Here is a 21,978-nt window from a genome sequence, read left to right as displayed (position 1 = left end):
TTTTTTTTGCTGGTCAGAAAGTGAAAGATTTTGCTCGGCAAGCAAGTTGTAAAATGTTTCTGGTTTCATAGTTTTTTCCTTCTTTAGTATCATCTTATTTTACCACAATCATTAAAAATTTGATATACTGGTACTAATCTAAAAGCAGAAAGGACTTATATCATGACTTGGATTATTCTTGGAGTTTTAGCTCTTATTGTGATTTTTGTGATTGTTAGCTATAACGGTTTGGTTAAGAATCGTATGCAAACAAAGGAGGCTTGGAGTCAGATTGATGTTCAGTTGAAACGTCGAAATGATCTCTTGCCAAACTTGATTGAGACTGTAAAAGGTTATGCTAAATATGAAGGTTCTACCCTTGAAAAGGTGGCAGAACTTCGCAATCAAGTTGCTGCAGCGACTTCACCAGCAGAAGCTATGAAAGCTAGTGATGCCCTCACTCGTCAAGTTTCAGGTATTTTTGCAGTTGCAGAAAGCTATCCAGATTTGAAAGCTAGTGAAAACTTTGTTAAATTGCAAGAGGAGTTGACAAATACAGAAAATAAAATTTCTTACTCTCGTCAACTCTACAACAGTGTTGTCAGCAACTACAATGTAAAATTAGAAACTTTCCCAAGCAATATTATCGCTGGGATGTTTGGATTTAAAGCAGCAGATTTCCTTCAAACACCAGAAGAGGAAAAGGCAGTTCCTAAAGTTGATTTTAGCGGTTTAGGTGACTAAGATGTTGTTTGATCAAATTGCAAGCAATAAACGAAAAACGTGGATTTTGTTGCTGGTATTTTTCCTACTCTTAGCTCTTGTTGGCTATGCAGTTGGTTACCTCTTTATGCGATCTGGGTTTGGTGGTTTGGTTATCGCGCTGATTATCGGCTTTATCTATGCCTTGTCCATGATTTTTCAATCGACAGAGATCGTCATGTCCATGAATGGAGCGCGTGAGGTGGATGAGCAAACGGCACCAGACCTCTACCATGTAGTAGAAGATATGGCTATGGTGGCTCAAATTCCTATGCCTCGTGTTTTCATCATTGATGATCCAGCCTTAAATGCCTTTGCGACAGGTTCTAACCCTCAAAATGCGGCGGTTGCTGCGACGTCAGGTCTCCTAGCTATCATGAATCGTGAAGAACTAGAAGCTGTTATGGGACATGAAGTCAGTCATATCCGAAATTACGATATCCGCATTTCGACCATTGCTGTCGCCCTCGCCAGTGCCATTACCCTTCTGTCTAGTATGGCAGGAAGGATGATGTGGTGGGGTGGCGCAGGTCGCAGACGGAGTGACGATGATAGAGATGGAAATGGTCTTGAAATCATTATGCTAGTGGTTTCCCTACTAGCTATTGTGCTGGCACCTCTCGCTGCAACCTTAGTGCAACTAGCTATTTCTCGTCAGAGGGAATTCCTAGCTGATGCTTCCAGTGTTGAGTTGACGCGTAATCCGCAAGGAATGATCAATGCTCTACATAAGTTGGATAATAGTAAACCGATGAGTCGTCCTGTCGATGATGCCAGCAGTGCACTTTATATCAATGATCCTAAGAAAGGTGGAGGGTTCCAAAAACTCTTTTATACCCACCCACCTATCTCAGAACGGATTGAACGTTTGAAACATATATAAAAAAATCCAGAGGTCGTCTCTGGATTTTTGCTATGTTGAAAATTTATAAATCTTCTAAATTAACTATCTCCAAACCGTGTTCTATCAAGCGATAGATAGTCGAGCAAACTTCTTTTAAGAAACGACGGTCATGCGAAACAGTGATGAGACCACCAGGATAAGTGGCAAAGAGTTTTCTGATTTCGGGTTGAGAAGTTGGAGAAAAGTTTCGTGTGGGTTCATCTAGCAGGAGAAAGTTTGGTTTGCGCAAGACTAAATCCAAAAGCAGAAGTTTTCCCTGTTGTCCGCCAGATAAGGAGCGAATTTGATGCTGCATTTCTGGATAACTGAAATTGAGACTTGCTAAGTGAGATTGGATTTTCTGTAGTTCCTCTTTTTCTCCAGTTTTGCTGAGGTAGGCTATTGGTGATAAATCCAATTGCAGTTTTTTGTGGTAATCTTGTGGCATAAAACCAAGGGAAATCTCTCTTTTATCATTCAGAATTCTCTGTACCTTGGCTAACAGAGTTGATTTACCAATACCATTTGGCCCGATAATACCGATTTTTTCTTGGCCATGGACAGTTAGTTGTAGCTGCTGAGCCAAAACACGGTCGTCAATGGACAAATTTTCTTTTTCCAGTTGGATTAAGAGTTTAGAAACTGGTAATGGTTGGATATCTGAGAAAAAAAGTCTAATTTCTTCCTCTTCAAGTGGTTTTTGGGTCATGGACTGAGCTGTCTTTTCAATACGTTTTTCTTGAGAGAGAACAGTTTTCATCTTTTTAGCCAATAGGCGACCTGCAGTACTGTCTTTAGTAGCTCGAAGCGCAGTTTCTACATTTTGCTTGACTCGCCGATGTTTTTCCATGGTTTTATCGTAGGCTCTTTTGTCGTTAGCAGCTTGCTTGCTTTGTTTGGCAAAATTAGCCTTTCTCTGCTCACTATAGCAATCATAGTCTAAATGCTCTACTAGTGTTTCTGCTTCTTTACGGTGCTTGACCAGTCGCAAGTGGACAATAGTGTCTGCCGTTTGAGAAAGAAAGTCTTCATCATGGGAAATGAAAATAACAGTTTGCCTAATCTTTCGAATCTGACTTTTTAGCCAATCAACTGTCTCAAGGTCTAGGTCATTTGAAGGTTCATCTAAAAATAGAATCTCAAAGGGTTTGGCTAACTCATGGATGAGCTGAATTTTCAAAGCTTCGCCACCCGAGAGGCTCCCGATCTCTTGGTCACTAGCAAAGCGATCGCTATCAAAATGCAACTCTTCAGCTAAGCGATAAAGGATGCTATAGTCTAAATCAATAGAATCTAAAAAGAAGTAGTCGTGTAGACTTTTCTTTTTCAGGTCCTCGGGGAGTTTTTGAGGAATGTAGGCTATTGAATGATAATCAGATTGAATGTCTCCCCTGATAGTGAAATTAGGCAAAGCTTCCCCCATTAAAGTTTTAAGCAAGGTTGATTTGCCATTTCCTTCTTCACCAATAATAGCAACCTTTTCCCCGTCTTGGATAGTCATGGTTAGGTCAGATACAAGATCTCGTAGATCTTTGTTTTGAGTGATGGTTAGATGATTGATTTTTATCATATTGTTGCCCTTTCTAGAATGTCGATAGTGCATAACAAAAAGCTCTACTTTATCTAGTAGAGCCCAAAGTCACTATCGAAAACTCTATTATCCCCGTTGAAAAGCTCGTCAAACTAGCTTAGGATTGCCTAATCCAACTCAAGAGGAGCAGATGGTTAGCTTTCTAGTTTTTTGATTTTCAATGAGGATAAGATACTAGAAAATCTAGTACAAAAAGAGCACACAAAAAGAGACAAAAACAAGATCTACTAAATAAAGTTCTTTATTCGATAGACTTAGTTGTTCATGTCTCCCTTACCTCCGAGTATTAGTACCTCTATCCTATACCTTTCAGGATATTTTGTCAACAGAAAACTGACAATTCTAATCTCTAAAATCCGAAAACAGGTCCATAGAGAGTCAGTACGTGTTTGATATGCTCGTAATGGAATTTGTCGTAGTTTCGCCAAGCGCAGCGTGCTTGATCGTTTAGTTTTAGGCTACCAAGACCAATCAGAAGACTGGTACGTTGGTAAAATTTCTCAAGATCTATTAAGATACTGTTGTCCAACTTTTCCGCTTTTTTGAGCTCTTGCAGAGTAGAATTTAGCAGCTCTTGCAGTCGAATATCATCTGCCGTACCCTGTTTGCAGCTTTGGAAACTTTTATTTAACTCGGATAGGAGTTGGGTTGCATTAGTAATGAGTTCTTTGTCTTCCATGTGAGCATCCTCCTTGCTCTGATGTATTATTGCCTATAGTATAGCACTAAAAAACAAAAATGTCATAGTAAATATGTTAAAAAATCGAATTTTAATTACAAAGTTTGATATGCTGATTTGTAGACTTTTCATGGTATAATCAAGAGAGTAAATCTTTATGGAGGAAGTATGAAATTAAATATTCAAGAAATTCGTAAGCAGTCTGAAGGCTTGTATTTTGAACAAACGTTAGATCTAGCCGCAGACCTGCGTGCACGCAATCAAGAAATTTTAGATGTAAAAGATATCCTTGCAGTTGGGAAAGTACAGTACGAAGATCGTATGTATTTCTTAGATTATCAACTATCTTATACCATTGTTCTTGCTTCAAGTCGCAGTATGGAACCAGTTGAGCTAGTTGAATCTTATCCAGTAACGGAAGTTTTCATGGAAGGCGCAACTAACCAACTAGATCAGGAAGTTTTAGACGATGATTTGGTCTTGCCTATCGAAAATGGAGAACTTGACCTTGCTGAGAGTGTGTCAGACAATATCCTACTAAACATTCCTATCAAGGTTTTGACGGCTGAAGAAGAGGCTGGTCAAGGATTTGTTTCAGGAAATGACTGGCAAATCATGACAGAGGAAGAATACCAAGCTCAACAAGCCGTTAAGAAAGAAGAAAACAGTCCTTTTGCTGGCTTACAAGGACTATTTGATGGAGACGAATAATGGTCTTGTCAAAAAAACGCGCACGAAAGGTGCTAGAAGAAATCATTGCTCTTTTTCCAGATGCCAAACCCAGTCTTGATTTTACCAATCATTTTGAACTACTAGTTGCGGTCATGTTGTCAGCTCAGACAACAGATGCAGCGGTAAATAAGGCCACGCCAGGTCTCTTTGCTGTCTTTCCAACGCCACAAGCCATGTCTGTAGCGACAGAGAGTGAGATTGCTTCACACATTTCTCGCCTGGGACTGTATCGAAATAAGGCTAAATTCCTTAAAAAATGTGCCCAACAGTTACTAGACGATTTTGATGGCCAAGTTCCTCAAACACGTGAGGAGTTAGAGAGTTTAGCAGGTGTTGGTCGCAAGACAGCCAATGTTGTCATGAGTGTGGGGTTTGGGATTCCAGCCTTTGCAGTGGATACTCATGTGGAGCGTATTTGCAAACACCACGATATTGTCAAAAAATCAGCGACACCGCTTGAGGTGGAAAAACGAGTTATGGATATCTTGCCACCGGAGCAGTGGTTAGGAGCCCATCAGGCCATGATTTATTTTGGAAGAGCCATTTGCCATCCTAAAAATCCAGAGTGTGACCAGTACCCACAGTTATATGACTTTAGCAATTTATAAGCAATTTATAAGATGGGGTTTCAAAAGTTTTTGCTTGATTTTAAGCATGCTTTGTGCTATAGTAATTGATAATTAAATATTCCTTTAAACCTGTCCCGTGAGGCAGGCAAGGAGCGTGATAAAGTAGAAGGGTGAAGTCTATACTGTTTGCAGTAGGGCTTACTTAGCTATACATTTCAAGTCTCCTTGTTTAAGGAGACTTTTCTTTTTGGAGGTTTGTCATGAAGACAAAAGAAGTTGTAGACGAATTGACCGTCAAACGAGCGATTACGCGTATTACTTATGAGATTATCGAACGCAACAAAGATTTGAATAAGATCGTCTTGGCTGGTATTAAAACTCGTGGTGTCTTTATCGCCCACCGTATTCAAGAACGTTTGGAGCAGTTAGAAAATCTTTCAGTTCCTGTTGTGGAATTGGATACCAAACCTTTCCGTGATGATGTTAAAAGTGGAGAAGATACTTCTTTGGTTTCTGTTGATGTGACAGACCGTGAAGTTATCTTGGTGGATGATGTGCTCTATACAGGTCGTACCATCCGCGCTGCTATTGATAATATTGTAGGTCATGGTCGTCCTGCGCGTGTGAGTTTAGCAGTTCTAGTCGATCGTGGACATAGAGAATTGCCAATCCGTCCAGATTACGTTGGAAAAAATATCCCAACTAGTCGTTCTGAAGAAATCATCGTAGAGATGGCAGAACTTGATGGCCAAGACAGAGTTCTGATTACTGAAGAAGCATAGAAAGCTAAAGGAGTAGCCATGTCAGAAAATCAACAAGCATTGAACCATGTGGTGTCCATGGAAGACCTCACTGTCGATCAAGTCATGAAATTGATTAAGCGAGGAATTGAGTTTAAAAACGGAGCTCAGCTTCCCTATGAGGATCATCCGATTGTTTCCAATCTTTTCTTTGAGGATTCTACACGGACGCATAAGTCCTTTGAAGTGGCAGAGATTAAACTAGGATTGGAGCGACTTGACTTTGATGTGAAGACTAGTTCAGTTAATAAAGGGGAGACACTTTATGATACCATCCTGACTCTGTCTGCTTTAGGAGTGGATGTCTGTGTGATTCGTCACCCAGAGGTTGATTATTACAGAGAGTTAGTTGCTAGTCCCACGATTACGACTTCCATCATCAATGGTGGAGATGGTTCGGGACAACATCCTAGCCAGAGCTTGCTTGATTTAATGACTATTTATGAGGAATTTGGTCACTTTGAGGGTCTCAAGGTTGCGATTGCAGGTGACTTGGACCACTCACGCGTTGCCAAATCTAATATGCAGATTTTGAAACGCTTGGGAGCTGAACTTTACTTTGCTGGACCTGAGGAATGGAGAAGTCAAGAGTTTGCAGACTATGGGCAGTTTGTAACTATTGATGAAATCATTGATCAGGTGGATGTCATGATGTTTCTCCGTGTGCAACATGAACGCCATGATAGTGGTGCAGTCTTTTCAAAAGAAGACTACCATGCCCAACATGGCTTGACTAAAGAACGTTATGACCGTTTGAAAGAAACAGCAATTCTTATGCACCCAGCTCCAGTCAATCGCGATGTGGAAATCGCAGATCACTTGGTTGAAGCACCAAAATCACGGATTGTCCAACAAATGACCAATGGTGTCTTTGTTCGAATGGCAATCTTAGAATCCGTACTGGCGAGTAGAAACGCCAACTAAAACACAAGACGTTAAAAGACGCCAGTGAGCGTCCACGAGAGGTGAAAATATGACAAAAAGACTTCTAGTATTAGAAGATGGCACAGTTTTTGAAGGCAAGGCCTTCGGAGCAGATATTGATGTAACAGGCGAAATCGTCTTTAATACAGGGATGACTGGCTACCAAGAATCCATTACAGACCAGTCTTACAATGGACAGATCTTGACCTTTACTTATCCTTTGGTAGGAAATTATGGAATTAACCGTGATGATTACGAATCCATTATTCCAACTTGTAAGGGAGTCGTTGTTTTCGAAGAAGCACGTAGAGCAAGCAACTGGCGCAACCAAATGACTTTGGATGAATTTTTGAAAGCCAAGAAAATTCCAGGTATTTCAGGGATTGATACACGTGCTCTTACCAAGATTATCCGTAAGCATGGTACGATGCGTGCAACCTTGACCCATGTTGGGGACAGCATGGATCATGTGACGGACCAGCTCCAAGCAACAGTCTTGCCGACAGATAATATCAAGCAGGTTTCTACTAAAACTTCCTATCCAGCTCCAGGAGTAGGTTTGAGCGTGGTGCTAGTGGACTTTGGTCTCAAGCACTCAATTCTACGTGAACTTTCTAAGCGTAATTGTAACGTGACGGTTGTTCCTTATTCGACAACGGCAGAAGAAATTCTCCATCTCAATCCTGACGGAGTGATGTTGTCAAACGGTCCAGGTAACCCAGAAGATGTTCCACAGGCACTCGATATGATTCGAGGCGTGCAAGGAAAGATTCCAATCTTTGGTATTTGTATGGGGCACCAACTCTTTGCAATGGCAAACGGGGCAAAGACTTACAAGATGAAGTTTGGTCACCGTGGATTCAACCATGCGGTACGTGAAATTGCAACAGGACGCGTAGACTTCACCAGCCAGAATCATGGTTATGCAGTCAGTCGTGAGGATTTGCCAGAGCACTTGATTATTACCCACGAAGAAATCAATGACAAATCAGTTGAAGGAGTTCGCCACAGATACCAACCTGCTTTCTCTGTTCAATACCACCCAGACGCAGCCCCTGGTCCACACGATGCAAGCTACCTATTTGACGAGTTTATCGAGATGATGGAAGCTTTTAAACAATCAAACTAAGAACGAGTAAAAGCTCGTCGGAGAATTTATTTAATGTCAACCCGAGAGTTGCCGAATAGAAAGGAGAAGATACATTGTTCGCGGAAGTGAACACGCCCTAAGAACTGTGTGAAAAAGATAAACATCGTCTTGACGCTGAAGGCGTCTGCACCGAATTTCCTATTTCCACTGTGTTCTTTACGGGCTTTGTATCATAAACTATGCCTAAACGTACTGATATTCAAAAAATTATGGTGATTGGTTCTGGTCCGATTATTATTGGTCAGGCTGCTGAGTTTGACTACGCTGGGACCCAGGCTTGCTTGTCGTTGAAAGAGGAAGGTTATGAGGTTGTCTTGGTTAACTCAAACCCTGCCACCATCATGACGGACAAGGAAATTGCGGACAAGGTTTATATCGAACCGATTACACTTGAGTTTGTGACACGTATTCTTCGTAAGGAACGTCCAGATGCCTTGCTACCAACACTCGGTGGTCAAACAGGTCTCAACATGGCCATGGAATTATCTAAAAATGGTATCCTAGATGAGCTTGGTGTTGAACTTCTGGGAACTAAATTATCTGCTATTGACCAAGCGGAGGACCGTGACCTCTTTAAACAATTGATGGAAGAGCTCAACCAACCAATTCCAGAATCTGAAATTGTCAACACAGTCGAAGAAGCAGTTGCCTTTGCAGCAACAATTGGCTACCCAGTCATCGTTCGTCCAGCCTTTACCCTTGGTGGTACTGGTGGTGGTATGTGTGCCAACGAGGAAGAATTGCGTGAAATCGCTGAAAATGGTTTGAAATTGTCACCTGTTACCCAATGTTTGATTGAGCGTTCGATTGCAGGTTTCAAGGAAATTGAATACGAAGTGATGCGAGACTCAGCTGACAATGCTTTGGTTGTTTGTAACATGGAAAACTTTGACCCAGTTGGGATTCATACAGGGGATTCTATCGTATTTGCCCCTGCCCAAACCATGTCAGATTATGAAAACCAAATGCTACGTGACGCGAGTTTGAGCATCATTCGTGCCCTCAAGATTGAAGGTGGATGTAACGTTCAGCTAGCCCTTGACCCGCACAGTTTTAAGTACTATGTCATCGAAGTAAACCCTCGTGTATCGCGTTCGTCAGCCCTTGCTTCTAAGGCGACAGGATATCCGATTGCTAAGTTGGCTGCTAAGATTGCAGTAGGTTTGACCTTGGATGAAGTTATCAACCCAGTTACAGGTTCAACCTATGCCATGTTTGAGCCTGCCCTTGACTACGTTGTTGCCAAGATTCCACGTTTCCCATTTGACAAGTTTGAAAAGGGTGAGCGCCGTCTTGGTACTCAGATGAAGGCCACTGGAGAAGTCATGGCAATCGGTCGTAACATTGAAGAATCTCTTCTTAAGGCTTGCCGCTCCCTTGAAATTGGGGTGCACCACAATGAAATGCCTGAGCTTGCAGCAGTTTCTGATGATGCCTTGATTGAAAAAGTTGTCAAAGCCCAAGATGACCGTCTCTTCTACGTATCAGAAGCCATTCGTCGTGGTTATACACCAGAAGAAATTGCTGAATTGACTAAGATTGATATCTTCTATCTTGATAAACTCTTACATATCTTTGAAATCGAGCAAGAACTGGGAGCACATCCACAAGATTTAGACGTTTTGAAAACTGCCAAACTGAATGGCTTCTCAGACCGTAAGATTGCTGAACTCTGGGAAACGACAGCTGACCAAGTTCGTCAACTTCGTTTGGAAAACAAGATTGTCCCAGTCTACAAGATGGTGGATACCTGTGCGGCGGAGTTTGACTCTGAAACACCATATTTCTATTCAACCTATGGTTGGGAAAATGAGTCTATCAGATCTGATAAGGAATCTGTACTAGTCCTAGGTTCTGGTCCAATCCGTATCGGTCAAGGGGTTGAGTTTGACTATGCAACTGTTCACTCGGTTAAGGCTATCCAGGCTGCTGGCTATGAAGCTATCATCATGAACTCAAACCCAGAGACCGTTTCTACAGACTTCTCTGTATCAGACAAGCTTTACTTTGAGCCATTGACATTCGAAGATGTTATGAATGTCATTGATTTGGAGCAACCAAAAGGGGTTATCGTTCAGTTCGGTGGTCAAACAGCCATCAACCTTGCGGAGCCATTGGCAAAAGCAGGTGTGACCATCCTTGGTACACAGGTTGCTGACCTAGACCGTGCTGAAGACCGCGACCTCTTCGAGCAAGCTCTTAAAGATTTGGATATTCCACAGCCACCAGGACAAACTGCTACCAATGAAGAAGAAGCAGTTCTTGCAGCTCGTAAGATTGGCTTCCCAGTTCTTGTCCGCCCATCTTATGTACTTGGTGGACGTGCTATGGAAATCGTTGAAAACGAAGAAGACCTTCGTTCTTATATGCGTACTGCGGTTAAGGCAAGTCCAGACCACCCTGTTCTTGTTGACTCTTATATCGTCGGACAAGAGTGTGAAGTCGATGCCATTTCAGACGGAGAAAATGTCCTTATCCCTGGTATCATGGAGCATATCGAACGTGCAGGTGTTCACTCAGGTGACTCAATGGCCGTATACCCTCCACAAACCTTGTCGCAAAAGGTGCAAGAAACAATCGCAGACTATACTAAACGCCTAGCAATCGGTCTTAACTGCCTTGGAATGATGAACATCCAGTTTGTCATCAAGGATGAAAAAGTCTATGTTATTGAGGTCAATCCACGTGCCAGCCGTACGGTACCTTTCCTTTCAAAAGTAACTAATATTCCTATGGCTCAGGTAGCTACTAAGCTCATTCTTGGTCAAAACCTTGAAGAACTTGGCTACCAAGATGGACTTTACCCTGAAAGCACTCGCGTTCATATCAAGGCACCGGTCTTCTCCTTCACAAAGTTAGCGAAAGTGGATAGCTTGCTCGGTCCTGAAATGAAGTCAACAGGTGAAGTTATGGGTTCTGATACGACTTTGGAAAAAGCTCTCTATAAAGCCTTTGAAGCTTCTTACCTACACTTGCCAACCTTCGGTAATGTTGTCTTTACTATCGCTGATGATGCCAAAGAAGAGGCCTTGGATTTGGCTCGTCGTTTCCAAAATATTGGCTATGGAATTCTCGCGACAGAAGGGACAGCAGCCTTTTTTGCCAGTCATGGATTGCAAGCCCAACCTGTTGGTAAGATTGGTGATGACGATAAGGACATTCCAAGTTTTGTTCGCAAAGGAAGAATTCAAGCTATCATTAACACAGTTGGAACAAAACGAACTGCAGACGAAGATGGTGAGCAGATTCGCCGTTCAGCTATTGAACACGGGGTGCCCCTCTTCACAGCCCTAGATACAGCTAACGCCATGCTCAAAGTATTGGAAAGCCGTAGTTTTGTCACAGAAGCAATCTAGTTGAGAAAATTTTTCACATTTTTAAAGCCAGCGTTTTCTGACGCTGGCTTTTGCAATACTGGTGTTGCTTATTTCAACCATTATGCTTTTCTGAAGAATCATTCCAAAATGTGATGCAATAATAATAAATTGGAAATAGGAAACTATTTTCAACATTTCTTTCAAAATCCATTAATAAAATAGGTAAAGACAAGGTTAGAAAGTGAATATTCCGATGTCTTCTTACAAAAAGGTCTCTCTTTCTGAGATCAATCAATCTATTGAAACTCCGAATAACAATCATTTTTGGCAAAATCTAAAAGCATTTTTAGGACCTGGCGTTCTTGTAGCAGTTAGTTATATGGATCCTGGGAACTGGATTACCAGTGTAGTTGGTGGCGCTTCTTACAAGTATAGTCTCTTATTTGTTATTTTGATTTCATCTATCATTGCCATGCAGCTGCAACAGATGGCTGGAAAGCTCGGTATCGTAACTAAGATGGACCTAGCACAGGTAACTGCACATCATGCTCCCAAATGGCTCCGCTATAGTCTGTGGGTGATTTTAGAATTGGCTTTAATGGCGACAGACTTGGCTGAAGTTTTAGGTTCAGCTATTGTCTTGAATCTTTTGTTTAAAATACCGATAAAGGTCGCTATCCTATTAACCGTTTTAGATGTATTTTTTTGCTTTTGTTGATGAAATTTGGCTTTAAGAAGATTGAAGCTATTGTTACAACCCTTATCTTAACCATATTAGGTATCTTTTCTTATCTGGTGGCTTTATCTAATCCGAGTATGCAGAGGATCTTTGGTGGTTATTTGCCGACTTCGACTTTATTTGAAAATCCCCTGCCGGGACATGAGAGTCAATTGACCTTGGCTTTAGGGATTGTAGGAGCGAAAGTCAGGCCCCATAATCTCTATCTTCATTCATCCTTACCCCAAATAAGGAAAATCAACCATAAGGATAAGAAAGATATTTGAAAAGCTGTTCGTTTTATGACCTGGGATTCAAATCTTCAGTTGTCCCTAGCCTTTATTGTCAATTCCTTGCTTCTTATTTTAGGGGCATCTCTCTTTTTTGGTCATGCATCTGAAATTTCGGCATTCTCCCAAATGTACAATGCTTTACAGGATTCGACAATAGCAGGAGCGATAGCCAGCTCAACTCTGTCAACTTTATTTGCCCTAGCCCTCTTAGCAAGTGGCAAGACTTCGACCATTACAGGTACCTTAACAGGACAGATTGTCATGGAAGGTTTCTTGCATCTGAAATTGCCTCAGTGGATGATTCGTATCGGTAGCCGGATTTTTGCCTTGCTACCTGTTATTATTGTCGCCGTCTTATTTGGACATCAAGAAAAACCTTGGATCAGTTATTGGTTTATTCACAGGTCTTTCTGTCAATCGCTCTTCCGTTTTCAATCTTTCCTTTAATCTATTTGACTTCTAAGAAGTCACTAATGGGAGAATTTACCAATGCCAAGTGGAACACAATCCTAGGCTACGTAGTTTCAATCATCTTGACCATTCCCAATGTCAAGCTTCTTTTCGACATTTTTTAAATCTATTTAAATCAGGTCTCGGCATCAGCTTGAAGATTGATAAAGAAATAATAGCAGTGGTTGGTTTATAAAAATAAGAAACAAAAAAGAACAGCTGAAGCTGTCTTTTTATCATTATTTGAGACCGTATTTTACAAAAGTATACTCTGTAATATTTAAATCCTTATTAAATCAACGTTTCTAAAGGGAAAGTAACTGTAAAATATTATATATATGGCGTATTGTTAAACCAAGACGGTACCAAAAAGGTACCAAAAATTAAGGTTTCGGAGCTTATAAAATAAAGAAAGATGTCTCAGGTGTTTGAGATTTTTTTTGACAAGAAAAAACTCTTGAATATAATCCAAGAGTAAAACGAATAGGACCAGTGGTGGAGCGGGTTCTTTACAGCATAAAGCTGAAGGCAGTACCTAACCTGTACCTAAAACAAGTACCTTTGAGCAAACTGTTACCAGTCACCCGACATCATCCTATCCTTATCCATAGTTTAGGATAAATAAGAGAGAATGTCAACAATAATTTTTATTAACTTAGGTGTTTGTGATATTTGACTTCTCCTTGATTGATTTATTCCAATTTTACAAAGATATACTCTATAGTGTTTAAATCCTTATTAAATCAACGTTTCTAAAGGGGATAAATCTGTAAAATATTATATATACCGTATTGTTAAACCAAGACGGTACCAAAAAGGTACCAAAAATTAAAATTTCGGAGCTTATAAAATAATGAAAGTTGTCTCAATCAGTTGAGCTGTTTTTTATTGTCTTTTTGTAGCAAAGTGACATAGTCACTTTTAGTGTGGAATAGGTGAGATAAAAAAACAGTGTTTCGTTTTTGATCGATGAAGTAAAGCAAAACATATTGGTCAATAATTTTTCCTCGTGTTGGATACTTGCTGTTAATTTTTATTCTGATTTTCTCATCAGCGTCAAAACCTGCTTCAGGAAAAATTTCTAAACTTTTTAAGCTGTCTAAAATTTTAGCCACAGTATTTTTGGCAGATTGAGGTGATAGAAGTACCGTAGCTATATAGTCGTGTATATTGTCGATAGCTTCCTCGACCTCTTTTGAAGCTATCACGTTATAAGCCATAGCGTACCCTCATATTGTTTAGAGAAGTACCTTCTCCTGCCTCGTATTCTCTCAAGGCACGTTCAGATTGGGCTTGTAATTCCTTAATCAACTGTTCTCTATGTAGATCTTCGGCCGTCTTAATAGGCAAATCTTGCTCCAGGACTATTTGCTCCACAAATAAAGAAATAGCATCTGTCATTGTCATTCCCTTTTCCTTGATAATATTTCGAGCTTGTTCCATAGTAGCTTCATTCAGTTTAAAATTGTATTGTTTTGATAATGTTATAGCCATGATATATCTCCAATCTATACGTTATAGATTGATTATATACTAGATATAGATTTTAATCAAGAAAAAGAGGCTGGGACAATAGTCTCTTATCTTCAAAAAAGCAACGGATTTGTCGTTGCTTTTTTACATGGTTGCGATAGTCTTGGTAAAATAGAATTGCCCAATAAACCATTTAGAAAGACTATCCCATGCATATTCACTATAACACAAATCAAACAACTTTACCACTAGAAATCCGTTCTTTCTTGCCACAAGAACATCTCGTCTTTACTATTGAAAAAGTGGTAAATACCTTGGAAGATAGCCACTTCCATGCCTTTGGTTGCCCGTCTTATCACCCTAAAATGCTTGTATCTACTCTTCTATTTATCTATTCACAAGGGATTCTCTCTGGACGAAAAAATGAAAAAATGATGATTGAAAACCTCGCTATGCAGTACCTAACAGGACAGTTTGTTGTCAGCTGCCGCATATCAATAGCCCATTATCAGGAAAAATGACTTGAAGAATATAACTCCTCATGGCTTCAGACATACTCATGATATCTTGATGATTGAAACGTGTGTAGATCCTGTTAATGCAACCAAAAGGTTAGGGCATGCAAGTAGTCAGTTGACCTTGGATACTTATAGCCATTCTACAGTAGTAGGGGAGAAGAAAGCTATCACAAAATTTGTAGATTACCTGGATAGTGCAAAAGGTTAGTTTTCCAAGACGGTACCAAAAACGGTACTAAAAATAAAAAAAGCCAAATCCAATTTCTTGGAAAAGGCTTTGTATCAACGTTTTTAAGCAATAAATGCGGTTGATTATTTGAGACCGTATTTTTTGTTGAAACGATCCACGCGTCCATCTGCTTGAGTGAACTTTTGACGACCAGTGTAGAATGGGTGTGAGTCTGATGAAATTTCCACACGGATCAATGGGTAAGTTTCGCCTTCGAACTCAACTGTTTCGTTAGAGCGTTTTGTTGAACCGCTAAGGAATTGGTAACCAGTAGTTGTGTCCATGAAGACAACTGGGCGATATTCTGGATGGATATCTTTTTTCATTTTGCAATATTTCCTTTCTGCCATGGTCTCTTTGCGAGCCATAGATTGTTACCATACTAGTCTATCAGATTCTGAAAAGTTTGGCAAGTATTTTATCAGTTTTTAAGCAAGTTTTTTAACTTTTGGTAGATGATTTCGTTTTCTTCTAAGCTATAGGAATTAGCACCACTTGCTAGAGGGTGGCCTCCACCATCATGTTCCTTGGCAATTTCATTGATAGGATGGATTTTACTGCGTAAGCGAACACGGTAGTGGCCATCAGCTTGTTCTACAAAAATTCCCCAGAGACTGACGCTGTCAATGTGTCCAGGTGCACCGACAATGGCTGCAGTTTCAGCATCGGTAACATTGAATTGTTTTAAGATTTTCTGACTCAGGATAACGCGCGCCACGCCATTTTCATCCACTTCCAGATGGTCGTAGATGTAGCCTTGAAGTTTAGCAATTTTGTAGCTCATAGTATCCATTTTACGAGTGAGAGCCGCAAAGTCAAAGTTATGTTCTCTCAAATAAGCAGCAAGGCGGAGGGTCCGTGCAGTCGTAGAAGGATAGAGGAAGCGACCTGTATCCCCAATAATTCCTGCAAAGAGCAACTCGGCAGCGCAATCTGACAAGGCTAGTTGGGTTGTTTGGGCAAATAGGGTAATCATCTCACTAGCGCTACTTGAACTGGTATCGACCCAAGACAGGTCACCGTATACATCATCATTTGGATGGTGGTCAATCTTAATGAGAAAATCACCTTGACTATAGCGCTTATCATCGATACGAGCAGTATTGGCCGTATCACAGACGATAACAAGTGCGCCTTGGTAGGTACTATCTTCAACAAGATCCATCTCAGCCATCCAAGTAAGAGTTGGTTCATCAAAACCAACTGCTTTGATGGTTTTTTCTGGGAAATGATGTTTGAGAAGAGCTTTCAAGCCCACTTGACTTCCCAAGGCATCAGGGTCTGGTTTCATATGACGGTGAATGATGATCGTGTCGTATTCTTTGATTTTTTCTAAAATTTGATGGCAAATGTCCATAAATAACCTCAATTCTTTCTCATTTCATTGTAGCACAAGAATTTTTATTTTTAAAATGAAAAAGATGTGATATAATGGAGAAAGATAAATTGAGGAGGACGATATGGCATTAGCAAAAATTGTATTTGCCAGTATGACCGGTAATACCGAAGAAATTGCAGATATTGTAGCAGACAAATTACGTGACTTGGGCTTGGATGTCGATGTTGATGAATGTACAACTGTTGACGCTTCAGACTTCTTGGAAGCAGACATCGCTATCGTTGCGACCTATACTTATGGTGATGGAGAATTGCCTGATGAGATGATGGACTTCTACGAAGATTTAGCTGATCTCAATTTGAATGGCAAAATCTACGGAGTGGTCGGCTCAGGAGATACCTTTTACGATGAATTCTGTAAAGCTGTTGATGATTTTGACCGTGTCTTTGTGTCAACAGGGGCAGAAAAGGTTCAGAGTGTGTTAAAGTTGACCTTTCTGCCGAGGAAGAAGATATTGAACGCTTAGAACAATTCGCAGAAGAATTGGCTGCTAAAGTAGGATAAGCATAAACGTGCGCTGATGTAATCAATCAGTGCATTTTTCTTATCGTGAGTTGGGATTTTACTAGCCTAATTGGTGGCTTTTTGATACAATAATTCAAATAAAGGAGGAGACTGTATGGATTTAGATATTATTCGTCAAGAAATTGATCAAATAGACGACCAAATCGTCAAGCTCTTAGAAGAACGAATGCATTTAGTTGAGGGTGTAGTTGCCTATAAGAAGGCATCAGGTAAACCGATTTTAGATACCAAGAGAGAAGCAATTATCTTTGAAAAGGTTAGGAGTCGTGTAGAGGACATGCGCTATCAGGAGACTATTGTCGCGACTTTTTCTGACATACTCAAACGTTCGCGTGATTATCAGGATCAAAACATCAAATGAAAAAAGAACAATTTTATCCGCTAGGGATTTTTCTAGCTGCTATGTTGGGTGGACTCGTTCGCTACCTAGTTTCCACTTGGTTACCAGCCAGTCCAGACTTTCCTTGGGGAACTCTCTTTGTCAACTATCTGGGAATTTTCTGCCTGGTTTATCTTGTCAAGGGCTATCTGGTCTATAAGGGGACAAGTAAAGGAGTTATTTTAGCATTGGGTACAGGTTTTTGTGGTGGTTTGACAACCTTTTCTAGTCTCATGCTTGATGCTGTAAAACTGCTTGATACAGGGCGTTATCTTAGTTTAGTCCTGTATTTGCTTTTGAGCATAGGTGGAGGACTGCTTTTAGCTTACTATTTAGGGAGGAAGAAATGGTAATCGTCTATCTTGCAATTGCTTGTGGTTTCGGAGCTTTAGTACGTTATTTATTTTCCCGCTATAATCAAGCTTCTAAATTGCCATTCGGAACGCTCATAGCCAATCTTTTGGGTTGTTTTTTGATTGGATTATTTTACAATCATGTGGAGTCCAAGGAAGTCTATGCTATTCTAGCAACAGGATTTTGCGGAGGTTTGACAACTTTTTCGACCTTGAATGACGAACTTCAAAGACTGTTAAGTGATAAGAAGGTCTTTTATTCTTACCTGGCTTTGACCTACCTAGGTGGTTTGGTTGCGATTTTTTTAGGAATTCTGCTATAAATTTCTTTACTTTTTTGTGGAAATTTGGTAAACTGTATCTTGTGTGTAATGGACGCACAAAAATACAGTTTATCCGCTGAGGAAGATTCCTCAAGATTGACAAAGATAGGAGAATAAAATGAATCCATTAATCCAAAGCTTGACTGAAGGTCAACTTCGTACAGATATCCCATCATTCCGTCCTGGTGACACTGTTCGTGTACACGCGAAAGTTGTCGAAGGTAACCGTGAACGTATCCAGATTTTTGAAGGTGTTGTTATCGCACGTAAAGGTGCTGGTATCTCAGAAAACTACACAGTTCGTAAAATCTCTAACGGTGTAGGTGTTGAGCGTATCTTCCCAATCCACACTCCACGTGTTGAAAAAATCGAAGTTGTTCGTTACGGTAAAGTACGTCGTGCGAAATTGTACTACTTGCGTGCTCTTCAAGGTAAAGCAGCTCGTATCAAAGAAATCCGTCGTTAATTCGACTAAAAAACTCTGCTTCTTCAGCAGAGTTTTTATCTAGCTCCCTTAGTTCAATGGATATAACAACTCCCTCCTAAGGAGTAGTTGCAGGTTCGATTCCTGCAGGGGGCAGTAAATCAATCAAAAAGCACTGAATGGTCAGTGTTTTTTCTTGTCCAAAAATGAAAACCATTTCAGATGAAAACGGAGGTGTGGTATAATAGTAGAAAGTATATATACTTTTCTAATCGGGTTTCTATCGTTCTAATAGGATAGAATTAAGTATTACAATCTAAGCTTTGGAGAAGGATTATTATTACTTGTTCTTTTTAATACTCACTTTAAGAAAGATTCTATTTTTATGATAAAAAAATTTGCTTTAATACTAATTTCTTTTTTTACAATCCTGTTATTTTTCATTGGACCAACTCACGCAGATCTAGTGATACCAGATAGGCCTTCTAATGGTATTTATGATCCAAACCATTATTTATCAGAGGTTGTTTCAGATAAAATAATAGAATTAAATGGTAAATCGGATACTCAAATTGGTATTTATATTGTTGAGAGTTTGAATAGTGAATCTATAGAAAAGTCAGCCAATACGATTGCCAGATCTTGGAAAATTGGCTATTCGGATTCAAATAAGGGTGCATTATTATTGATTGCTATAAAAGATAGAAAGTTTCGTATTGAGACTTCTAATAACCTAGCTACTATATTGACTGATACAAAAGCTAGGGAAATCTTAGATGCCTCTCGTGATAAGATGCGAGCCAAAGACTATGATGGAGCTGTGATTGATATAATCCAAAACATATCCAATCAAGATTATGACTTAGCTGATGCACCTGTAGTAGAGAGAAATTATTTTTATGAAGTCCCTAAAGCTATATGGGAACTAGTAGTAGAAATTCTTGATCATTTCGGTGTAATTTTTATGATTTCTTTTGTGGTACTTTTTCTTACAGAAGGTAGGGTTTCGGGTAGGAAACGGAGATCTAATAAATTCTATTATGGTAAGGATAAATTATACCCTGATGATAAAGATTTTATAAATGATGGTTCTTGGTCACAAAAAGCATTAACAGCTTACCATATTAAAAATTCAGATGAGTATCATAATGAGAGTAGTAGTGATTCCTCATCGCCTTGGTCGAGTGATGATTGGTCGAGTGATGATTGGTCAGGTGGTGGTTTTGATGCTGGTGGATCATCAAGTGATTGGTAATTTAGCTTATTTCATAGTGAGTTACCTGCCTTGATCATTTAAAAAAATGATGGTATAGAAAATTCTTGATTTGGAAAAAACCGCTCAGCTGAGCGGTTTTCGTCTATTCATACCCTTTTACAGTACCCATGTACGGATGGCATGGGCAACGCCGGATTCATCGTTAGATTTAGTTATGTATTTGGCGATTTTTTTGATTTCTGGATTTCCATTTTCCATGACAACTGGATTGCCAACGACTTCCAGCATGGCACGGTCATTTTCTTCGTCACCGATCGCCATGGTTTCATCTTTGGTCAATCCTAGTTTTTCAGCTAAGTGAGTGATGGCTGAACCCTTATCTACATTCTTTTTAAGGAGTTCGAGGTAGAAAGGAGCCGATTTGTTGATGGAGTAGCGTTCGTAAAATTCTGCTGGGATTTTTTCAATGGCAGCATCGAGAATCTCAGGTTCATCGATGAACATACATTTAACGATTTCCTTGTCAGCCATTTCTTCAGGGGTGCGGTAGAAGATAGGCATGCTGACGAGGGTTGATTCGTGCACAGTGTATTTTCCGATATTGCGATTTGCAGTGTAGATACCATCCTTAGTAATAGCATGCATGTGAACACCGAGCTTACGACTGAGGAATTCCATATCCAGATAATCCTCATAGGTTAAGGATTCGCTGATAATCTCATGTCCAGTAGCAGTTTCTTGGACAAGGGCACCGTTGAAGGTCACCACATAGTCACCCTCGTCTCTCAACTGCAAGTCGTCCAGAAGTTTGGCAACACCTGCGATAGGGCGGCCAGTTGCAATTACGACTTTGACACCAGCTTGTTTGGCATCTTGGATGGCAGAAAAGACTTTAGGAGTGATTTCCTTTTGGCTATTGACTAGGGTTCCGTCGATATCAACGGCAATTAGTTTAATACTCATAAATTTCCTCTTCTAGTTTTTATTTGGGGTAAAATGATCGTTCTCAATCAAGTGTAAAAATTGCTGGGTGATGCTTGCGAAGATGCTGTTTTGGTCTAACATTTCTTTCGGGAAATAGAAGCGATTGTCTCCGTGGCGACTACCAGCAAGGGATTGGACGATAGGAGACAGGCTAGAGAGTTCAGCCAGTTCTCCATTTTTTTGTAAAATCTCAATCTGTGTCCGTGGATTTTCAGATTCGGGACGATAGATATCATAAGGGAGGTCAAAGTTCTTATGAATGGCAGTATAGTAGTCGGGATCAAAGCCAATGTCCTCGACCAATTTTCTCATGCTGGCGAGTTGGTCTTGATCCTCTTGTGAAAAGGTAATGGATTTAAAGACCTTGCGGTTGACAAAACGTTGTGATAAGTCTGCTAAAATCTTGTCAGGACTGGTCATCCAGAGCTGGAAGTAGGTATTCATCACTCCATCATCCAGAGCCAGATAATCAGATAAGGTCACATTTTTTTCAAAGAATGGCAGGAGGTGTGGGGAAGTTCGTGCAAAGAAATCTTTGTCTTTTGGATAGAGTTCCTTGGCGCGCTTGAGAAGATTCTGCAGGAGAACTTCCATGGCACGTGTTGCAGGGTGGAAATAAACCTGCATGTACATCTGGTAGCGACTGAGGACGTAGTCTTCAATGGCATGCATGCCATTGCGCTGAAATGCGATTCCATTTTCGATAGGACGAATGACACGTAAAATCCGAGTCAGGTCAAATTCCCCATAAGAAGCTCCTGTAAAATAGGAGTCGCGCAAGAGATAGTCCATGCGGTCCGCATCGATTTGGCTGGAAATGAGTTGCACAACCTGCTTGTTAGGATAGGTATGATCAATAACACTGGCTACCTTTTCTGGAAAGTCTGGCGCTACTTGTAGCAAGACTTGGTGAATCTCCGTTTCAGGACTTTGGATAATCTCCTGAGTAATGGCTTCATGGTCTGTATCAAAGAGATTTTCAAAGGTGTGGGAGTAGGCACCGTGTCCTAGGTCATGTAGGAGGGCAGCAGTCATGGTCAAGAGAGACTCGGCAGGATTCCATTCGTCAGGGTATTTTTCTTCAAAAATCTCTGTGATGCGACGAGCAATCTCATAGACTCCAAGACAATGGGAGAAGCGACTGTGTTCTCCACCGTGGAAGGTATAACTGGAAGTTCCCAGTTGTTTGATACGACGCAAACGCTGAAATTCTTTTGTATTAATCAAGTCATAGATGATTTGATTATTGACATGGATGTAGTTGTGAACTGGGTCACGGAATACTTTTTCGTTCATATGACCATTATA

Annotated in this window: 22 protein-coding genes, 1 tRNA gene and 3 pseudogenes; 18 read left to right on the top strand and 8 right to left on the bottom strand. The window is 40.4% G+C overall.

Annotation, left to right across the window (positions count from 1 at the left end):
- The first annotated feature begins 162 nt into the window (after positions 1 to 162).
- Positions 163 to 723, top strand: a complete 561-nt coding sequence (locus HMPREF2701_RS08860) for a LemA family protein (protein WP_061589996.1) — start codon at positions 163 to 165, stop codon at positions 721 to 723.
- Position 724: 1 nt separating this feature from the next.
- Entirely contained in the window at positions 725 to 1,624 is a 900-nt protein-coding gene (gene htpX, locus HMPREF2701_RS08855; protein ID WP_061589995.1) for a zinc metalloprotease HtpX, read from the top strand.
- Between the two features lie 43 nt (positions 1,625 to 1,667).
- Here htpX and HMPREF2701_RS08850 read toward each other — a convergent pair whose 3' ends face one another.
- Both HMPREF2701_RS08850 and HMPREF2701_RS08845 read right to left on the bottom strand, forming a co-directional pair.
- Positions 1,668 to 3,227 carry an ATP-binding cassette domain-containing protein gene (locus tag HMPREF2701_RS08850; RefSeq protein ID WP_070482791.1) on the bottom strand — a complete coding sequence of 520 codons (1,560 nt, stop codon included), beginning with the start codon at positions 3,225 to 3,227 and terminating at the stop codon, positions 1,668 to 1,670.
- A 337-nt stretch (positions 3,228 to 3,564) separates the two neighbouring features.
- Entirely contained in the window at positions 3,565 to 3,894 is a 330-nt protein-coding gene (locus HMPREF2701_RS08845) for a helicase BlpT (RefSeq protein WP_070482788.1), read from the bottom strand.
- 168 nt (positions 3,895 to 4,062) lie between these two features.
- On the opposite strand from HMPREF2701_RS08845, the gene HMPREF2701_RS08840 reads away from it, so the two are divergent.
- The 7 genes and pseudogenes from HMPREF2701_RS08840 (at position 4,063) to HMPREF2701_RS08810 (ending at position 12,972) form a co-directional block, all read left to right on the top strand.
- Positions 4,063 to 4,605, top strand: coding sequence for a YceD family protein (locus HMPREF2701_RS08840; RefSeq protein ID WP_070482784.1), 543 nt, complete (start codon positions 4,063 to 4,065; stop codon positions 4,603 to 4,605).
- Positions 4,605 to 5,234 carry an endonuclease III gene (gene nth / locus HMPREF2701_RS08835; protein WP_070482781.1) on the top strand — a complete coding sequence of 210 codons (630 nt, stop codon included), beginning with the start codon at positions 4,605 to 4,607 and terminating at the stop codon, positions 5,232 to 5,234. The genes HMPREF2701_RS08840 and nth overlap by 1 nt, the downstream gene beginning before the upstream one ends.
- Before the next feature lie 221 nt (positions 5,235 to 5,455).
- The gene (pyrR, locus tag HMPREF2701_RS08830) at positions 5,456 to 5,977 is read left to right on the top strand and encodes a bifunctional pyr operon transcriptional regulator/uracil phosphoribosyltransferase PyrR (RefSeq protein ID WP_000850023.1); all 522 of its coding nucleotides are present in this window, start codon (positions 5,456 to 5,458) and stop codon (positions 5,975 to 5,977) included.
- A gap of 18 nt (positions 5,978 to 5,995) precedes the next feature.
- The gene (locus HMPREF2701_RS08825) at positions 5,996 to 6,919 is read left to right on the top strand and encodes an aspartate carbamoyltransferase catalytic subunit (protein WP_070482778.1); all 924 of its coding nucleotides are present in this window, start codon (positions 5,996 to 5,998) and stop codon (positions 6,917 to 6,919) included.
- 49 nt (positions 6,920 to 6,968) lie between these two features.
- The gene (locus HMPREF2701_RS08820) at positions 6,969 to 8,048 is read left to right on the top strand and encodes a carbamoyl phosphate synthase small subunit (RefSeq protein WP_000166853.1); all 1,080 of its coding nucleotides are present in this window, start codon (positions 6,969 to 6,971) and stop codon (positions 8,046 to 8,048) included.
- Between the two features lie 200 nt (positions 8,049 to 8,248).
- A complete protein-coding gene (carB, locus tag HMPREF2701_RS08815) occupies positions 8,249 to 11,425 on the top strand; it encodes a carbamoyl-phosphate synthase large subunit (protein WP_061589990.1) in 3,177 nt (1,058 codons plus the stop codon).
- A 214-nt stretch (positions 11,426 to 11,639) separates the two neighbouring features.
- Positions 11,640 to 12,972: pseudogene (locus HMPREF2701_RS08810) on the top strand (Nramp family divalent metal transporter).
- 744 nt (positions 12,973 to 13,716) lie between these two features.
- Here HMPREF2701_RS08810 and HMPREF2701_RS08805 read toward each other — a convergent pair.
- Entirely contained in the window at positions 13,717 to 14,067 is a 351-nt protein-coding gene (locus HMPREF2701_RS08805; protein WP_061589989.1) for a type II toxin-antitoxin system RelE/ParE family toxin, read from the bottom strand.
- A complete protein-coding gene (locus HMPREF2701_RS08800) occupies positions 14,057 to 14,341 on the bottom strand; it encodes a type II toxin-antitoxin system RelB/ParD family antitoxin (RefSeq protein WP_049487667.1) in 285 nt (94 codons plus the stop codon). Before HMPREF2701_RS08800 ends, HMPREF2701_RS08805 begins: the two co-directional genes overlap by 11 nt.
- Before the next feature lie 188 nt (positions 14,342 to 14,529).
- Here HMPREF2701_RS08800 and HMPREF2701_RS08795 point away from each other — a divergent pair, with 188 nt between their 5' ends.
- Both HMPREF2701_RS08795 and HMPREF2701_RS08790 read left to right on the top strand, forming a co-directional pair.
- Entirely contained in the window at positions 14,530 to 14,841 is a 312-nt protein-coding gene (locus tag HMPREF2701_RS08795) for a transposase (protein ID WP_225902301.1), read from the top strand.
- Positions 14,825 to 15,046, top strand: a pseudogene (locus HMPREF2701_RS08790) (tyrosine-type recombinase/integrase); the annotation flags it as partial. The gene HMPREF2701_RS08795 and the pseudogene HMPREF2701_RS08790, both read left to right, overlap by 17 nt.
- 104 nt (positions 15,047 to 15,150) lie before the next feature.
- Here HMPREF2701_RS08790 and HMPREF2701_RS08785 read toward each other — a convergent pair.
- Positions 15,151 to 15,393, bottom strand: a complete 243-nt coding sequence (locus tag HMPREF2701_RS08785) for a type B 50S ribosomal protein L31 (RefSeq protein WP_000710764.1) — start codon at positions 15,391 to 15,393, stop codon at positions 15,151 to 15,153.
- A gap of 95 nt (positions 15,394 to 15,488) precedes the next feature.
- Positions 15,489 to 16,424: a DHH family phosphoesterase gene (locus tag HMPREF2701_RS08780; RefSeq protein WP_061589987.1), complete on the bottom strand. Its 936-nt coding sequence runs from the start codon at positions 16,422 to 16,424 to the stop codon at positions 15,489 to 15,491.
- 103 nt (positions 16,425 to 16,527) lie between these two features.
- Here HMPREF2701_RS08780 and HMPREF2701_RS08775 point away from each other — a divergent pair.
- The 7 genes and pseudogenes from HMPREF2701_RS08775 (at position 16,528) to HMPREF2701_RS08745 (ending at position 19,725) form a co-directional block, all read left to right on the top strand.
- Positions 16,528 to 16,970 (top strand): annotated as a pseudogene (locus HMPREF2701_RS08775) (flavodoxin).
- Between the two features lie 115 nt (positions 16,971 to 17,085).
- Positions 17,086 to 17,352, top strand: a complete 267-nt coding sequence (locus tag HMPREF2701_RS08770) for a chorismate mutase (protein WP_061589986.1) — start codon at positions 17,086 to 17,088, stop codon at positions 17,350 to 17,352.
- On the top strand, positions 17,349 to 17,723 hold the full coding sequence (gene crcB / locus HMPREF2701_RS08765; protein ID WP_061589985.1) for a fluoride efflux transporter CrcB: 375 nt from the start codon (positions 17,349 to 17,351) through the stop codon (positions 17,721 to 17,723). Before HMPREF2701_RS08770 ends, crcB (HMPREF2701_RS08765) begins: the two co-directional genes overlap by 4 nt.
- A complete protein-coding gene (gene crcB, locus HMPREF2701_RS08760; RefSeq protein ID WP_000237407.1) occupies positions 17,717 to 18,046 on the top strand; it encodes a fluoride efflux transporter CrcB in 330 nt (109 codons plus the stop codon). The genes crcB (HMPREF2701_RS08765) and crcB (HMPREF2701_RS08760) overlap by 7 nt, the downstream gene beginning before the upstream one ends.
- A gap of 118 nt (positions 18,047 to 18,164) precedes the next feature.
- Positions 18,165 to 18,512 carry a 50S ribosomal protein L19 gene (gene rplS / locus HMPREF2701_RS08755; RefSeq protein ID WP_001068669.1) on the top strand — a complete coding sequence of 116 codons (348 nt, stop codon included), beginning with the start codon at positions 18,165 to 18,167 and terminating at the stop codon, positions 18,510 to 18,512.
- Between the two features lie 42 nt (positions 18,513 to 18,554).
- A tRNA-Arg gene (locus HMPREF2701_RS08750) sits at positions 18,555 to 18,626 on the top strand.
- Between the two features lie 229 nt (positions 18,627 to 18,855).
- Positions 18,856 to 19,725: a TPM domain-containing protein gene (locus tag HMPREF2701_RS08745; protein ID WP_083281749.1), complete on the top strand. Its 870-nt coding sequence runs from the start codon at positions 18,856 to 18,858 to the stop codon at positions 19,723 to 19,725.
- 117 nt (positions 19,726 to 19,842) lie between these two features.
- Here HMPREF2701_RS08745 and yidA read toward each other — a convergent pair whose 3' ends face one another.
- Positions 19,843 to 20,649 carry a sugar-phosphatase gene (gene yidA, locus HMPREF2701_RS08740; RefSeq protein ID WP_061589984.1) on the bottom strand — a complete coding sequence of 269 codons (807 nt, stop codon included), beginning with the start codon at positions 20,647 to 20,649 and terminating at the stop codon, positions 19,843 to 19,845.
- A gap of 12 nt (positions 20,650 to 20,661) precedes the next feature.
- Positions 20,662 to 21,966, bottom strand: coding sequence for an HD domain-containing protein (locus HMPREF2701_RS08735; protein WP_061589983.1), 1,305 nt, complete (start codon positions 21,964 to 21,966; stop codon positions 20,662 to 20,664).
- Between the last annotated feature and the right edge of the window lie 12 nt (positions 21,967 to 21,978).

This window comes from Streptococcus sp. HMSC077D04 (genome assembly GCF_001808785.1).
GTDB lineage: Bacteria > Bacillota > Bacilli > Lactobacillales > Streptococcaceae > Streptococcus > Streptococcus mitis_BX.
Note: the sequence above shows the minus strand (reverse complement) of the source record. Positions and strands in the feature narration are given on the sequence as shown.

What these genes read in the sequence shown, in the direction of transcription:
- crcB (WP_061589985.1), top strand. Translation starts at nt 17,349, where the DNA reads ATGAAAAAAGAACAATTTTATCCGCTAGGGATTTTTCTAGCTGCTATG.
- carB (WP_061589990.1), top strand. Translation starts at nt 8,249, where the DNA reads ATGCCTAAACGTACTGATATTCAAAAAATTATGGTGATTGGTTCTGGT.
- HMPREF2701_RS08785 (WP_000710764.1), bottom strand. Translation starts at nt 15,393, where the DNA reads ATGAAAAAAGATATCCATCCAGAATATCGCCCAGTTGTCTTCATGGAC.
- HMPREF2701_RS08805 (WP_061589989.1), bottom strand. Translation starts at nt 14,067, where the DNA reads ATGGCTTATAACGTGATAGCTTCAAAAGAGGTCGAGGAAGCTATCGAC.
- HMPREF2701_RS08840 (WP_070482784.1), top strand. Translation starts at nt 4,063, where the DNA reads ATGAAATTAAATATTCAAGAAATTCGTAAGCAGTCTGAAGGCTTGTAT.
- HMPREF2701_RS08860 (WP_061589996.1), top strand. Translation starts at nt 163, where the DNA reads ATGACTTGGATTATTCTTGGAGTTTTAGCTCTTATTGTGATTTTTGTG.
- nth (WP_070482781.1), top strand. Translation starts at nt 4,605, where the DNA reads ATGGTCTTGTCAAAAAAACGCGCACGAAAGGTGCTAGAAGAAATCATT.
- HMPREF2701_RS08800 (WP_049487667.1), bottom strand. Translation starts at nt 14,341, where the DNA reads ATGGCTATAACATTATCAAAACAATACAATTTTAAACTGAATGAAGCT.
- HMPREF2701_RS08735 (WP_061589983.1), bottom strand. Translation starts at nt 21,966, where the DNA reads ATGAACGAAAAAGTATTCCGTGACCCAGTTCACAACTACATCCATGTC.
- HMPREF2701_RS08745 (WP_083281749.1), top strand. Translation starts at nt 18,856, where the DNA reads ATGATAAAAAAATTTGCTTTAATACTAATTTCTTTTTTTACAATCCTG.
- yidA (WP_061589984.1), bottom strand. Translation starts at nt 20,649, where the DNA reads ATGAGTATTAAACTAATTGCCGTTGATATCGACGGAACCCTAGTCAAT.
- HMPREF2701_RS08780 (WP_061589987.1), bottom strand. Translation starts at nt 16,424, where the DNA reads ATGGACATTTGCCATCAAATTTTAGAAAAAATCAAAGAATACGACACG.
- pyrR (WP_000850023.1), top strand. Translation starts at nt 5,456, where the DNA reads ATGAAGACAAAAGAAGTTGTAGACGAATTGACCGTCAAACGAGCGATT.
- HMPREF2701_RS08825 (WP_070482778.1), top strand. Translation starts at nt 5,996, where the DNA reads ATGTCAGAAAATCAACAAGCATTGAACCATGTGGTGTCCATGGAAGAC.
- crcB (WP_000237407.1), top strand. Translation starts at nt 17,717, where the DNA reads ATGGTAATCGTCTATCTTGCAATTGCTTGTGGTTTCGGAGCTTTAGTA.
- rplS (WP_001068669.1), top strand. Translation starts at nt 18,165, where the DNA reads ATGAATCCATTAATCCAAAGCTTGACTGAAGGTCAACTTCGTACAGAT.
- HMPREF2701_RS08820 (WP_000166853.1), top strand. Translation starts at nt 6,969, where the DNA reads ATGACAAAAAGACTTCTAGTATTAGAAGATGGCACAGTTTTTGAAGGC.
- HMPREF2701_RS08770 (WP_061589986.1), top strand. Translation starts at nt 17,086, where the DNA reads ATGGATTTAGATATTATTCGTCAAGAAATTGATCAAATAGACGACCAA.
- HMPREF2701_RS08850 (WP_070482791.1), bottom strand. Translation starts at nt 3,227, where the DNA reads ATGCACTATCGACATTCTAGAAAGGGCAACAATATGATAAAAATCAAT.
- htpX (WP_061589995.1), top strand. Translation starts at nt 725, where the DNA reads ATGTTGTTTGATCAAATTGCAAGCAATAAACGAAAAACGTGGATTTTG.
- HMPREF2701_RS08845 (WP_070482788.1), bottom strand. Translation starts at nt 3,894, where the DNA reads ATGGAAGACAAAGAACTCATTACTAATGCAACCCAACTCCTATCCGAG.
- HMPREF2701_RS08795 (WP_225902301.1), top strand. Translation starts at nt 14,530, where the DNA reads ATGCATATTCACTATAACACAAATCAAACAACTTTACCACTAGAAATC.